The organism is Marinomonas sp. IMCC 4694 (assembly GCF_008122525.1).
Taxonomy (GTDB): domain Bacteria; phylum Pseudomonadota; class Gammaproteobacteria; order Pseudomonadales; family Marinomonadaceae; genus Marinomonas.
In genome coordinates this window covers 3,100,011-3,113,806 of record NZ_VSRV01000001.1, presented here as the reverse complement: position 1 = coordinate 3,113,806, position 13,796 = coordinate 3,100,011, and the positions used below count along the sequence as shown (strand labels likewise).

The following is a 13,796-nucleotide window of genomic DNA, read 5'->3' as shown; positions in this document are numbered from 1 at the left end:
CATGAAACAGAACGACATCGCGTTTACGGCGCCGCATTTTAAGGCCACAGAAACCGGTCGGAAAATCCTAGAGCAAGGCGGTACTGCGATAGAAGCCATGGTCGCTGCAGCAGCGACAATTGCCGTGGTCTATCCACATATGAACGGCTTGGGTGGTGATGGTTTTTGGTTGATCAGTGAGCCGAACAAAACACCGATTGGCATTGATGCGTCAGGCAAAGCTGCAGAATTGGCCTCGATGGAGTTTTATTGCGGCCACGATAGTATCCCGACACGAGGCGGAAAAGCGGCTTTGACTATGGCGGGCGCAGTTGCGGGTTGGCAAGAAGCACTTGTTGTTAGTCAAGACTGGCAAGCCGCTTCCAAGGCACAAAACTTGTCGTTAACGACCTTGCTGGACGATGCGATTCAGTTAGCGAAGAACGGCAGCGCAGTGACAAAAACCTATGTCGATGCCAGCAAGAAAACCTTTGCGGATCTAGTCGACGTACAAGGCTTTGCTCCGTCTTTTTTAAAGAACGGCAGCCTGTACGAACAAGGCGATAACTTGACCTTGCCAGTGCTGGCACAAACGCTGGAGCAACTTGCTGAAAAGGGTTTGAACGATTTTTATCAGGGCGATATTGCCGCGCGATTGGCGAAAGATTTAGCGACCTCTGGTTCTCCGATTCGCTTGGCAGATTTTCATTCTTATCAGGCAAAACGCGTAGAGCCTTTGCAGGTCAAAACCAGTGTTGGTTCTATCTATAACTTGTCAGCGCCAACACAAGGTATCGCGTCGTTATTGATTTTGGCCTTATACGACAAGCTGTATACACAAGGCAAAACGGCCATCGACATGGCGCATTTGTTAATTGAATGCACCAAACGAGCCTTTATCGCGCGTAATGAATTTGTTACCGATGAATCGCGTTTGGCACTGGATTTAGCGTCCTTGTTGGATGAAAAACAGCTCGAAAAAATGTGTCACGAGATTTCTTTAGAACGTGCGCAGCCTTGGCCCCATCAAGCCAAACAGGGCGACACCATTTGGATGGGTGCTTGTGACAGTGAAGGTCGCATGGTCAGCTACATTCAGAGTTTGTATTGGGAATTTGGCAGCGGTGTGGTGAGTCCTTCTACTGGCATTGTGTGGAACAATCGTGGCTCGTCGTTTTCGCTAGATAAACACTCGATCCAAGCACTTTCGCCGAATTTAAAGCCTTTTCATACTTTGAACCCAGCCTTTGCGGAATTAAACGATGGCCGTCGCATGAGTTACGGCACCATGGGTGGAGAAGGTCAGCCGCAGACTCAAGCTGCGTTATTTAGTCGTTATGTTTACCACAATATGCCGTTGGATAAAGCCATCAGCGAAGGTCGTTGGTTGCTCGGTCGAACATGGGGCGATGTGAGTCATAATTTGAAAATCGAGCGAGATTTTGCCGATGTCGTCGCCGAGGAATTGGTGCAACGTGGGCACGATTTAGTCATCGTTGAATCGTGCAATGAATTAATGGGTCACGCGGGTGCGGTGGTGCTTCATCAAGATGGGCACACCGACGCAGCAACAGACCCACGAAGTGATGGCTCGGCCATCGTTAGTTGTTTTATTCGTAATAATCTCATTTAGGAGCAAACAGAAACATGTCATTCATAATGGAAAACTATTCCATGATTCTCGCCATGATGGCCACGGGTGTGGTTGGCGGGATTTTAGCCGGTTTGTTAGGCGTTGGCGGCGGCATCGTCATCGTACCGGTGTTGTTTTTCTTGTATCAAGGCTTGGGTGTGAGTGCGGATACAGCCATGCTGGTGGCGACCGCCACGTCTCTTGCAACCATTATTCCGACCTCGATTAGTTCAATTCGCGCCCATAAAGCCAAAGGCAATGTGGATTTCGATTTGCTGAAGCGTTGGGGCTTTTTCATTTTCTTAGGCGTAATGATTGGTAGTTTTGTGGTAACGCGTGTTGATGGCGAATGGCTGACTTTATTGTTCGGTATTATCGCAACCTTGTCTGCGCTCAATATGTTGCTTGGCAAAAAAGACAGTATGTTCAAGTCGTTACCGGGCAATGCTGGCCAAGGCGTGATGGCGACTTGTGTTGGCTTTTTTAGCTCCATGGTTGGCATTGGTGGCGGTACGCTGACTGTTCCTATGCTGACTTTCTGTAACTATCCTGCACACCGTGCGGTCGGCACAGCGGCCGCGGTGGGTTTGATCATTTCATTGCCAGCGGCCTTGACCATGTTGATATTCGGACAAAGCCCTATTGATTCCCCTTATGGCACTGTCGGTTTGGTTAACTTGATCGGTGCCGCCTGCATCATTCCGTTAACCGTTTTATTTGCTCCCGTTGGTGCGGGTTTAGCCCATCGTCTAGATGCCGCTAAGTTGAAGAAAGTCTTCGCTGTGGTGTTGATTTTTACTGGCATCAAAATGCTTTATCAGGTTTTAGGTTAGGAGTTCATTATGCAGCCGCTATCATTGCCGCCAAGATTATTAATGGGCCCTGGCCCGATTAACTGTTACCCACGCGTGTTGTCGGCGATGTCGACTCAGCTAGTGGGACAATACGATCCCACCATGACCAGTTACATGAACGAAGTCATGGCGCTCTATCGTCGTGTTTTTAATACTCAGAACCAGCAAACTTTTTTGATCGATGGTACTTCTCGTGCCGGTATTGAAGCAGCTTTGGTGTCTTGCTTAGAGCCGGGCGATAAAGTGCTGATTCCTATCTTTGGTCGCTTTGGTCACTTATTGGCTGAGATTGCCGAGCGTGCCGATGCCGAAGTTCACACCATCGAAGTGCCTTGGGGCGAAGTCTTTGATCCGCAGCAAATTGAAGATGCGATTAAAAAAGTACAGCCAAAACTATTGGCTATCGTGCAGGGCGACACCTCGACCACCATGTTCCAGCCATTGGAAGAGTTGGGTGATATTTGTCGTACGCATGATGTGTTGTTTTACACCGATGCCACAGCGTCTATCGGCGGGAACCCGTTGGAAGTGGATGCATGGAAAATCGACGCCGTTTCTGTTGGTCTGCAAAAGTGTCTTGGTGGCCCATCAGGCAGCGCGCCGATTACCTTGAGTGATCGGTTTGTGTCTTGTGTACGCAAACGCGCCCATGTGGAAGCGGGGATTCGTGATGCGCATCACCAAGGTTCGTCTGGCATGCGTATTCGCTCGAACTATTTTGATTTACCAATGATCATGGATTATTGGGGCGATGAACGTTTGAACCACCATACGGAAGCCGCCACCATGTTGTTTGGTTCTCGTGAGTGTGCGATCCAATTGCTGAGCGAAGGTCAGAACACGGTGATTCAGCGTCATCAGTTGGCTGGCAACGCCATGTTGCAAGGCGTTCTTGCTATGGGGTTGAAGCCATTTGGTGATTTGAAACACAAGATGAGCAACGTCGTTGGTGTGCACATACCTGACAACGTCGATGGTGAACAAATTCGTCATGATTTGCTGACTATTTTTAACATCGAAATCGGTACCAGCTTTGGCCCATTAAAAGGCAAGGTGTGGCGCATTGGCACCATGGGTTACAACGCTCGCCAAGATGCTGTTTTGCATACTTTGCAGTCACTAGAAACCGTACTGCGTCGCGCTGGCTTTGCATTACCTGCTGGCGCTGCAGTAGACGCAGCCATGTCGGTTTACGCAGGAGAAAAATAATGACAGATTACGGCAAACTCGCTCAGTTGGTCATGGACCGCTGTGACGAACTTGGCAAAATCAGTCAAAGCGACGATTGCCTAGATCGTCGCTATCTCACCAAAGAACACAAACAAGCCAATGGATTGGTGGGCGGCTGGATGCAAGAAGCGGGCATGCAAACCTGGCAAGATGAAGCAGGTAATCTATGGGGACGTTGGCAAGCAGCCGACCCTGATGCACCGCGCTTTATCATGGGCAGCCATTTGGATACGGTGCCAAACGGTGGTCAATACGATGGCATGTTGGGTGTGATTACACCCGTCACCTTGATCGCAGCGATGCAAGCCGCGGGTGTTCGTTTGCCGTTTCATCTCGATGTAGTGGGCTTTGGCGACGAAGAAGGCACGCGTTTTAGCTCAACCTTGCTTGGCAGCCGTGCACTGACAGGCCAATGGCCTGCAAGCTGGGCGGATTTAAAAGACAGCGATGGCATCAGCTTATCGCAAGCGCTGAAAGACTTTGGCTCGGACTTTGCGAGCATTCCCAATGCGGCCATCGCAACCGACAACTTGCTGGGTTACCTTGAACTGCATATTGAGCAAGGGCCAGTGCTGGAAGACTTGGATTTACCCGTTGGCGTGGTAAGCGCCATCGCAGGGGCAAAACGCTTTGAATTTAATGTCACTGGCATGGCCGGACACGCGGGAACAGTGCCAATGCCCCTTCGTCAAGATGCGCTTTGTGCCAGCAGTGAGATGATTCTTGCAGTAGAAAAAATTGCTCAACATCATGGCATTGTCGCCACCGTTGGGCGTATTCAGAACCGCCCTAATGGCGTGAACGTCATTTCTGGCAACACCGGTTTTTCCCTTGATATTCGCAGTGAATTTGATGACAAACGTGACGTAGCACTCGACGAAATTTTGCGGGAATTAGACGCCATTGCCGCCCGTCGTAATGTGCGTATTGAGCGTAAATCGACCCATGCCGCTGACGCGGTTCATTGTGACGCCACGCTGCAAGGCGTATTGCGCAAAGCGATTGAAGTACAAAACATTCCCGTTCACACCTTGTTTTCTGGTGCAGGACACGACGCTATGGCGATTGCCGATATTTGCCCTGTAGCCATGCTGTTTATGCGCTGCGATAAAGGCATTAGTCATCACCCAGCGGAAGCGATTGATACGCCCGATGTGGCCGTGACCTTGGCGGTGTTGAATCACACATTGCAGAATTTGGTGTAACGCCTCACTCCTGTTGTACTGAACTTAGTATCACGCTTCGCTTCCCGATAGGACGTAAGGTTGACTCCCCAGTATAACGTTTCGCTCCCCGAGCAAGCTCGAAGAATCGCTTTCACGTTATGCTGGGGAGCTAGCCTTCTTAGGTATGAATACGCGGGAAAAGTGTCCATGCGTTTAATTGGCGCTGACGTGTCGAGGAACGAGACAATACGCAAGCCAATTGAATTGCATGGATGCTTATTATTACGGTAAATAGAATTACGGCAAATAGAGGAATATTCGATGCAATTTACGCGTATTTTTAACGATGATCAGGGCAAGAGCCACTTCGGTGATGTGAATATAGATGTCCGCGATGGTGGTCCAATTGGTTTCTTGTCGGAGCGTTTTCCAGTGGGAGAAATGATGTTTCGCGAAACCCCAAGTGACTATGATTTTAAATGGCATCCCGCGCCGCAGCGTCAGTTATTGTTCATCATCAAAGGGCGTTGCGAGTTTACAGTGTCGTCCGGTGAAACTCGCCAGTTCGGCGCAGGTGACGTTGTCTTGTTGGAAGACACCGAAGGCGAAGGCCATTGCAGTAAGGCATTATTCAACGAAGTCAGACACTCGATCTTTGTTACCTTGCCTGAAGATATGGTGTTTTAGGTCGTTTTATCCACAGAAGAATGGCGATTTCCTCGAAAAGGAAATCGCCATTTTTTTATGCTCAAGCGGGCGGATGATTTTCTATCCAGTGATCCGCTATTTCTTCGCGGCGGGCGATCCAGACGTTGTCGTGGGATTGCACGTAATCTAAGAATTTCTTCAGCGCCATGAAGCGGCTGGGTTTACCCAGTGTTCGGCAGTGCATGCCGATGGACATCATTTTTGGTGCGGTGGCGCCTTCTTCATACAAACAATCGAAGTTGTCTTTCAAGTATTGGAAGAATTCCTCGCCATGGTTAAAGCCATAAGGTGAGGAAAACTTCATGTCGTTGCAGTCGAGTGTGTACGGTACGATAAGGTGCGGTTTGCTGCCACCATCAGGCGTATCGACCTTCACCCAATAAGGTAGGTCATCGCCGTAGTTGTCCGAGTCGTATTTAAGTTGAGACTGTTCTGCGACCAAGGCGCGAGTATTGGGTGAATCGCGTCCTGTGTACCAGCCCGCGGGTTTAACGCCAGTGATGTCTTCGATCAAGGCGAGCGCTTGTTGCATGTGTTCCCGCTCTTGTTCGATCGGCATGTCTTGGTAGTGAATCCATTTTAAACCGTGGCAGACGATTTCGTGTTGGCCTTCCACAAAGGCTTTTGCCACTTCTGGGTTACGCTGCAATGCCGTGGCGATGGCAAAAACCGTCAGCGGCAGTCCGCGTTTTTCGAACTCGTTAAGGATACGCCAAACGCCAGTGCGGGAACCGTACTCGTAAAGGGATTCCATGCTCATGTGGCGGTCTTTGAAAGGCTGCGCACCGAAAATTTCTGACAAAAAAGTCTCGGCGTGTTCATCGCCGTGCAGCACACAGTTCTCACCGCCTTCTTCAAAGTTTAAAACAAACTGCAAGGCGACCCGGGCGTTGTTCGGCCATTTGACGTTGGGCAGCCCTTGGCGGCCATAACCCGCGTAATCGCGTTCTAAATAATGTTTCATTGCGTGGTTTCCATATTATTGTCTGAATGACCAAAAAAGAGGTAATTGCCTGCCATTTAGTTCTCTTTTTTCATGCAATTACTATGCACGATATTGTTTCCCCCCGAACGAAAAAGCCCCGCATTAAATGCAGGGCTTTATTTTTTAACGGAGTGTTATGTGGGTCTATTACGCCGTAGCGGCAAGGTCTGCTTCAGCAGCAGCTAGCATATCGAACTCTTCTTCAGGTGTTTTCGCTACTAGGCGGTTTTTGCTGTACAAGAAGTAGTAAGCAGCGCCGATGGCGAACAATACCAAGGTGTAGAAAAACGCGCGTGGATCGTAAGCGTACACACCGGTCAAAGCCAACAGTGACAACAAAAAGGCGATGGATGACGTCACGATGCCGCCGGGTGTTTTGTATGGGCGTTCCATGTCGGGTTGTTTGATGCGTAGCAATATGTGGCTAAGCGCCATCAAAGCATAAGACACCGTCGCGCCAACAACCGCCATGGCCAACATCAGGTCGCCTTCGCCCGTCAAAGACGCAAGGAAGCCCAATACGCCCGGTACGATCAAAGCACGAGCAGGTACTTTGCGTTTGTCTGTGACAGATAGGCTCTTTGGAATGTAGCCTGCACGAGACAAGGCAAACACCAAACGGCTGTACCCGTAAATGATAGAGAAGAAAGACGCGATCAAACCAGCAAGACCCAATACGTTGACCGCCGTGCCTAGTGATTCATAACCCGCAAAGTTCAAGGCATCGACCAGTGGAACTGCGCTCTTACCCATGGCGTCAGCGCCAGCGGCACCGGCTAATAAAAACACCACCAAAAGCGCCGTGAACAGTAAGAAAATCATCGCGCCGATAATGCCTTTAGGCACATCTTTCGCTGGGTCTTTGGCTTCTTCTGCTGCTAAAGGCACGCCTTCAACCGCTAGGAACAACCACATGCCAAATGGCAATGCCGCCCAAACGCCATACCAACCCATTGGCATAAATTCTGATGCGCCAGCGGCGTCGGTGACTGCCACGTCAAACAAACGAGCCGTGTCAAAATCACCAATCAAGGCCACCGCCGTGGCTAGGATGGCGATCACCGCCAAACCACTGATGACCATCATGACTTTTAATGCTTCGCCAGCACCCGCTAAATGAATGCCGATAAAGACAAGATAAAACGCGGCGTAGACCCAAGGTCCATTAAAGCCTAACAAGGCTTCTACCGCAGAACCGATAAAGATAACAATGGCCGCCGGCGCCAATGCGTATTCAATTAACACCGCTAAACCGGTTAAATAACCGCCCGTTGGCCCCATGGCTTGGCGAGCAAAACTGTAACCGCCGCCTGCTGCTGGGATCGCTGCTGACATTTCCGCCAACGACAACACCAAGGTCAGATACATCACCGCCATCAGCGCTGCCGCGATCGCAAAACCGCCCCAGCCCGCTTCCGCAATACCGAAGTTCCACCCGGCGAAATCACCAGAGATAACGTAAGATACCCCCAAACCCGCAAGCAAAATCCACCCTGCGGAGCCTCGTTTTAGCTGGCGTTTTGCCAGATACTCTTTGTCTAATTGATCACTCATAGTTGTTCCTTTTATGCTTTTGTTAAGTGGTTTATTGGTTATTTTTTGCCCTTTGGGCTTATAGTTTTCTGGTGCTTTTCGTACGCTTTTTGGTTCAGTTACCTCAGGATATGAGGAAGTTCTTCGACTCCTTTGATGTGTCTATGATTAAGTCGTCGTCTGATCGGTCTTTGAGCTTCACGCCAGACAGCTTCAGAGTTCGTGCTTCGTTTAATAAATAAAAGGCTTTGCGAGCGGCTTCTTGGTACACCAAGCCCGCTGGACGAACGTTGGAAATGCAGTTGCGATAGGCATCGGTCAGACCGACTTTACCGCCCCACGTGAGGTACAAACCTAAGCTGTCGGGTGAACTCAGCCCCGGACGTTCTCCCACTAGCACTAAAACGCACTTGGCGTTGAGTCGCTCACACACATCATCGCCAATGGCGACGCGACCTTGCTCGACAAAACAAATGGGCGCGAGGCTCCAACCGTTCAGATACCCCGCAAGCGCTTGTAAAAAGGGCAGGGTATTTTGCTCTATCGCCAGCGACGACAAACCATCGACCACAACAATAGCGAGGTCATATTGTTGCGAGGTGGACGCTCGGTGTTCGTCTAGTATGTTGGCCGATTCTTCATCTAGCCTGCGGCCATAATCTGGACGCTGTAAATAGGTTGCGCGGTCCGTCGCGCGACTGTGCAACAGTAGGGGGGCACAGTGTTTCGTCCAATCTTTTGCCCAGTCTTGGGCGGTTAATTGCGCGGCCAAACCTGCCGAATCCAGTTGCGTATGAACCGCATCAATCGCCTGAGCATGAGCAAGCTGAAACGCCAGTAAATGTTTGGTCGGCACACTGATACCAGAGCGACCGAGACCCACGCGCGCGTCTGTGAAGGCATTGAGCTTGCTCCAAGCGTTTTCCGTTACAGGCTCATGCTGTTCTGTCACCGCTTCTGCATGAGGGTGTGTCGGAAAAGAATGATCGTTTAGGTAGTCGTCTTGGCTCATGAAAGTCCTCCAATCATGCGATTGAGTGATTTATGGAACGCATCGGGCAGCTGGTGGTTGAGCGTGAATTGCTCGTTGTTCTTGAATATTTCCATCTTGGCGAGCCAAAGATCGAATTCAGGCGCGGGTTTTAAACCCAAGGCGCGACGAGCGTACAAGGCATCATGAAAAGACGTTGTCTGGTAGTTCAGCATGATGTCGTCGGAACCGGGGATGCCCATGACGAAGGTGCAACCCGCGACACCTAACAGTGTCAATAAATTATCCATGTCGTTTTGATCGGCTTCGGCGTGGTTGGTGTAACACACGTCGCAACCCATGGGTAAGCCAAGTAGCTTGCCGCAGAAGTGGTCTTCTAAACCCGCGCGGGTGATTTCTTTGCCATCGTACAAATATTCAGGGCCGATAAAACCGACGACGGTATTGACCAGTAGAGGATTAAACTTACGCGCCACGGCATAAGCACGGGCTTCGCACGTTTGTTGATCCAAACCGTGATGGGCGTTGGCGGACAAGGCGCTGCCTTGGCCTGTTTCGAAATACATGACGTTGTTGCCGACGGTACCGCGATTCAGCGATAACGCCGCGTCTTGGGCTTCTGCTAAGTTAGCGAGATTAAAACCAAAACTGTCGTTGGTGGCTTGGGTGCCGCCAATCGATTGGAACACCAAATCCACGGGCGCGCCTTGATCGATGCATTCAATGGTATTCGTAACGTGAGTCAACACGCAGGATTGCGTGGGAATGTCATAATGCTGAATGACCTCGTCCATCATCTTGATCAGGCGTGTGGCTTGCTGCACGTTGTCCGTGGCGGGGTTGATGCCAATCACCGCATCGCCGTTGGCGTAGAGCAAACCGTCTAACATGCTCGCCGCGATGCCGGTTAAATCGTCGGTTGGGTGATTGGGTTGTAAACGTGTCGATAAATGCCCCGGCAAACCAATGGTGTTGCGAAAGGCGGTTTTTACATGGCATTTTTTGGCGACCAGAATGAGATCCTGATTGCGCATGATTTTACTGACCGCCGCCGCCATTTCGGGTGTCACGCCCGGACGAATCTGAGTCAGTACCTCGCTGGTGGCCAAATCGCTGAGCAACCAATCGCGAAAACCGCCAACCGTCAGATGGGAAATAACAGCAAAGGCCGCTTTGTCATGATCGTCTAAAATGAGCCGCGTAATTTCATCGGCTTCGTAAGGCACAAGCGCCTGCTCAAGGAAAAGACTCAGCGGCACATCGGCCAGTGTCATTTGCGCGATAGCCCGTTCTTCTGCGCTGTCTGCTGCCACGCCCGCTAAACGATCACCGGAACGCGCTGGTGTGGCTTTGGCCATCAGATCCGCAAGGTCGACAAAGCCGAACGTGCGTTCGCCGACAATATTGCGGAATTGAAAAGTGTTTCGTTGAAAAGTCGAATGTGGCTTGCTCATAACCTAATCTCGCGCTTTACTGGTCTTGTGTTAACCCCTAAAAAAGACACTTGTATACATGAAAAAGGGGCATAATTTTTGCAGTTTTATCGGGATAAATGGCTTCATTTATTCCGTTATCTAACCTTACGCAACTTCATAAGGTGACGTTATCGAATAATGGCAAGATTAATAAACACTCATGATTTCAGTCATTTAGTGCTTTTATTTCTTATTTTCTACGGTCTAACGAGTGCAAATAGGTGTGGTTATGTTGAATTCTGCGATCGATGCACCAAAAAGGGGCTTTTCCTCGGCTGTGTCGGAAGCTGATCTATCGAATGTTAGATTGTCGGAAGCGCACGATGCCGACTTGCACGCCAGCAATTTGACTAATTGGCAACAAGAATACGACCAAACCAGCCGTGGCAGTTTTTACGGTCGTATTGTTGAACTGCCGTTTGATGGTTTGCAGGTATTTTGCGAACACACCAGTCAGGCGTTGCAGCAAAAATGCGTAGTATGGCCAGATTCTGTCTGGCTGGGCATTCCGCTGGCTCATCAAGAAGAAAGCCGCATTAATGGTTTAACCGTTCGCCAAGACACCATAATGTGTCGCCCTGGTGGCTGTGATTTTCAACTATCGACACCGCAAGACTATGATTTGTATGGTTTAGTAGTGGATCGCTCAAAGCTGATTAAGATGGCATCGATTCATGGTGTGGATTTGAATTGGAAAGAACTCACCGAACATGGCCGCCTTGGCGTGCCAGCCAAAACATTAGAAGAAGTGCGCTTTGTGCTCGCGCGTTTGCTCTCGGTGCAAAACAAAACCACGCCGTCTAGATTGCAGCAGGACATCGTAATGATGGCGCTGTTGGAAGTGTTAAAAGAAGAAACGCCGCAACCTGCTAAAACACAAAGTTATTTTCACCGTAAAAAAGTCGTCGACTGCGCCCGTCAGTTTTTGGATCACCACCTTGATGAAGCCGTAACGGTCACCCAACTGTGTGAAATTGCCAACGTCAGCCGTCGTACCCTGCAATACAGCTTTGAAAGCATCCTCGGCGTCAGCCCCATTCAATACCTGCGCATCTGCCGACTAAACGGCGTGCGTCGTTCCCTCGTCCAAGCCCAACATGGCCAAGCCGTCAGCGACATCGCCGCCCAGTGGGGATTTTGGCACCTAAGCCAGTTTGCCAAAGACTACAAACAACTGTTTGGCGAAACGCCCTCAAAAACACTGACGGGGTTTAGTGGTTGAGAGAAACGATAAATTTAGTTTTTTAAAAGTGGTATAGGGCGTTCTTAGAAAAATGCTTTCTGAGCGAAGATTGTTTTTATATGATGAGGATGCTCGTGCGCATTATCAAAATGTTCAGCTACATAAATATCACTGCAAATATGAAGGTGGCGAAATGAATACAAAGCAACTAATTGAAGAGGCAGTATCGCTGCCGTTAGAAGAGCGTGCCATCGTTGTGGACTCACTGCTTCGCAGTTTAAATCAGCCAGAGTCAGAGATAGACAAACAATGGGCAAATGAGGCGAAGCGTCGCCTTTCTGAACTCAGGTCAGGCCATATTGAAGCAATTCCAGGAAATGACGTGTTCAGCAAGGTGTGGGATAGGTTTGAAAAATGAGTTTTTCATTTCATCCGGAAGCGGCAAAGGAGTTCAATGAGGCAATTGATTATTATGAGAATCTTGAACCTGGTCTGGGATATGACTTTGCTCTAGAGACCCATTCTGCCGTCAAGCGAGCAATTGCGTTTCCAAGGGCTTGGCCTGAGATCGATGGTGATATAAGAAGATCTCTTGTCAGGAGGTTTCCATACGGAATTTTGTATTCTGAAGAGCAAGATAGAATATTCATCGTTGCTGTAATGAACCTGCATCGGGAACCAAATTATTGGAAGTTAAGAACGTGATCAAAAGCTGAATAGGGCGCTTAGCATTTGTAGGTGTTACAAACCTGTAAAACAGAATGCATAAAAACAAAAGTTATTTTGGCATTAGCCAACAAATGGGTAATAGCCGTTTGGGCGATACAGGCACGAGATCAAAAATATCAGTTCAAACGCTCTAAATTTAAAAGAGTGATACACCAAGTTTTGCTTAGTAAAAAAGAGTGATGACAAGATAGGTAAGACCGTGACTTGGAAATTCTGGGACTAACATCGTTTCGTTGAAAACACCAAAATGATTAGAACCAAGTCAGTGCTGTTTTCAGTAGGAATAGCATCAGGGATAAAGGCTAAAAAAGCTTTACGAAAAATCCGAATAGATGACTGCAAAACTGTTCTTGTTAGATCTTGATTATACTTGCAAAAATTGGAGTGTCCATAGATGTTAGGTGCTTCTCAAAGTATGGAGTTAAATTAAATAGAATGCTGAATCTAAGTGATGATTTAAAAAAATAAAATCTAAATTGTTAGTCCTATCTGGTATCTCTCTTTTCGTTGCTTTAACACAAGCATTGCCTCAAAAGGTCGCCATTCTTGGTTTGGATTTATCTAAAAATGAAACTATGGCGGGGTGGTTTATTTTGGCTATTTCATCCTATTTTCTAATAAGTTTTATCATTTTTTCTGCTTTAGAAATTATCCAGTATTATATTCCAGATCTGATTTCTAAAAAAACCTCAAAAACCACTGGTGATACTATAGGCTTAGAAATTGAGGAATGTTACTCAGAATCTGAATCTGATGATCCAGATGTCGGCACACCGAGCGGAGACGCAAAAGAGATAAATGCTAAAAACCAAAAAATTACATATCAATATAAAAATAACTTTATTATGTTTTCTAATCTAGTTAAATTAGTTACTGAATTTGCTTTTCCAATTGTATTTGGAGTTATAAGCTTGTATCTCTTGTATCAATTTTTAATATGCACCCAATAAAAACCATATAACAAATCGCTCAAGCACCAGTCGCTACGCTCCTTGGACAGCTTTTAAGTCGCAGTTTTATGGTTTGCTGCGCACAATATTCCATAAAACTGCGACTTAAAATCTACCGATTAGGGAAGATGTGAATAAATCTTTGCCATGAGAGAATTTATTTTTAACTTTCGAGCTCGATCATGTCATATCAACTTACTTTTTTCCGACAGTGAATTCAAAAAAAATGTCGTAAAGCACGCAAAGAAAATTTTCTTTCTCGAATGGATGTCTTCCCTTGAAATCAGCTTGAAGCCGTGATTGAGCCTTTATACTAAGATTGTAAAATACAAGTCCATGCATTAAAACTTATTATTTGCAGTTTCTTTTTGATACTCTTG

13 protein-coding genes are annotated in these 13,796 nt (G+C 48.1%); 9 read left to right on the top strand and 4 right to left on the bottom strand.

Annotation, left to right across the window (positions count from 1 at the left end; genetic code table 11):
* The first annotated feature begins 1 nt into the window (after nucleotide 1).
* The 5 genes from FXV75_RS14280 (at nucleotide 2) to FXV75_RS14260 (ending at nucleotide 5,549) form a co-directional block, all read left to right on the top strand.
* Nucleotides 2-1,612 carry a gamma-glutamyltransferase family protein gene (locus FXV75_RS14280; protein WP_148834449.1) on the top strand — a complete coding sequence of 537 codons (1,611 nt, stop codon included), beginning with the start codon at nucleotides 2-4 and terminating at the stop codon, nucleotides 1,610-1,612.
* Between the two features lie 14 nt (nucleotides 1,613-1,626).
* Nucleotides 1,627-2,445, top strand: coding sequence for a sulfite exporter TauE/SafE family protein (locus FXV75_RS14275; RefSeq protein ID WP_114413114.1), 819 nt, complete (start codon nucleotides 1,627-1,629; stop codon nucleotides 2,443-2,445).
* A gap of 9 nt (nucleotides 2,446-2,454) precedes the next feature.
* Nucleotides 2,455-3,675, top strand: a complete 1,221-nt coding sequence (locus FXV75_RS14270; protein ID WP_148834447.1) for a pyridoxal-phosphate-dependent aminotransferase family protein — start codon at nucleotides 2,455-2,457, stop codon at nucleotides 3,673-3,675.
* Complete coding sequence (locus FXV75_RS14265; RefSeq protein ID WP_148834445.1) at nucleotides 3,675-4,901, top strand: allantoate amidohydrolase; 1,227 nt, start codon at nucleotides 3,675-3,677, stop codon at nucleotides 4,899-4,901. Before FXV75_RS14270 ends, FXV75_RS14265 begins: the two co-directional genes overlap by 1 nt.
* 282 nt (nucleotides 4,902-5,183) lie before the next feature.
* Nucleotides 5,184-5,549, top strand: coding sequence for a cupin domain-containing protein (locus FXV75_RS14260; RefSeq protein WP_148834443.1), 366 nt, complete (start codon nucleotides 5,184-5,186; stop codon nucleotides 5,547-5,549).
* Nucleotides 5,550-5,610: 61 nt separating this feature from the next.
* Here FXV75_RS14260 and puuE read toward each other — a convergent pair whose 3' ends face one another.
* The 4 genes from puuE to FXV75_RS14240 form a co-directional block, all read right to left on the bottom strand.
* Entirely contained in the window at nucleotides 5,611-6,534 is a 924-nt protein-coding gene (gene puuE / locus FXV75_RS14255; protein WP_148834441.1) for an allantoinase PuuE, read from the bottom strand.
* Between the two features lie 168 nt (nucleotides 6,535-6,702).
* Nucleotides 6,703-8,109 (bottom strand): ethanolamine permease, encoded by a 1,407-nt coding sequence (gene eat / locus FXV75_RS14250; protein ID WP_148834439.1) that lies wholly within the window; start codon nucleotides 8,107-8,109, stop codon nucleotides 6,703-6,705.
* Between the two features lie 103 nt (nucleotides 8,110-8,212).
* Nucleotides 8,213-9,100, bottom strand: a complete 888-nt coding sequence (gene eutC, locus FXV75_RS14245; RefSeq protein WP_148834438.1) for an ethanolamine ammonia-lyase subunit EutC — start codon at nucleotides 9,098-9,100, stop codon at nucleotides 8,213-8,215.
* The gene (locus tag FXV75_RS14240) at nucleotides 9,097-10,533 is read right to left on the bottom strand and encodes an ethanolamine ammonia-lyase subunit EutB (protein ID WP_148834436.1); all 1,437 of its coding nucleotides are present in this window, start codon (nucleotides 10,531-10,533) and stop codon (nucleotides 9,097-9,099) included. The genes eutC and FXV75_RS14240 overlap by 4 nt, the downstream gene beginning before the upstream one ends.
* Before the next feature lie 250 nt (nucleotides 10,534-10,783).
* On the opposite strand from FXV75_RS14240, the gene FXV75_RS14235 reads away from it, so the two are divergent.
* The 4 genes from FXV75_RS14235 to FXV75_RS14220 all read left to right on the top strand — a co-directional run bounded on the left by FXV75_RS14235 (nucleotide 10,784) and on the right by FXV75_RS14220 (nucleotide 13,416).
* Nucleotides 10,784-11,776 (top strand): helix-turn-helix domain-containing protein, encoded by a 993-nt coding sequence (locus tag FXV75_RS14235; protein WP_148834434.1) that lies wholly within the window; start codon nucleotides 10,784-10,786, stop codon nucleotides 11,774-11,776.
* A gap of 154 nt (nucleotides 11,777-11,930) precedes the next feature.
* Complete coding sequence (locus FXV75_RS14230; RefSeq protein WP_148834432.1) at nucleotides 11,931-12,155, top strand: addiction module protein; 225 nt, start codon at nucleotides 11,931-11,933, stop codon at nucleotides 12,153-12,155.
* On the top strand, nucleotides 12,152-12,442 hold the full coding sequence (locus FXV75_RS14225) for a type II toxin-antitoxin system RelE/ParE family toxin (protein WP_148834430.1): 291 nt from the start codon (nucleotides 12,152-12,154) through the stop codon (nucleotides 12,440-12,442). Before FXV75_RS14230 ends, FXV75_RS14225 begins: the two co-directional genes overlap by 4 nt.
* A gap of 500 nt (nucleotides 12,443-12,942) precedes the next feature.
* The gene (locus FXV75_RS14220) at nucleotides 12,943-13,416 is read left to right on the top strand and encodes a hypothetical protein (RefSeq protein WP_222863145.1); all 474 of its coding nucleotides are present in this window, start codon (nucleotides 12,943-12,945) and stop codon (nucleotides 13,414-13,416) included.
* Nucleotides 13,417-13,796: the final 380 nt, after the last annotated feature.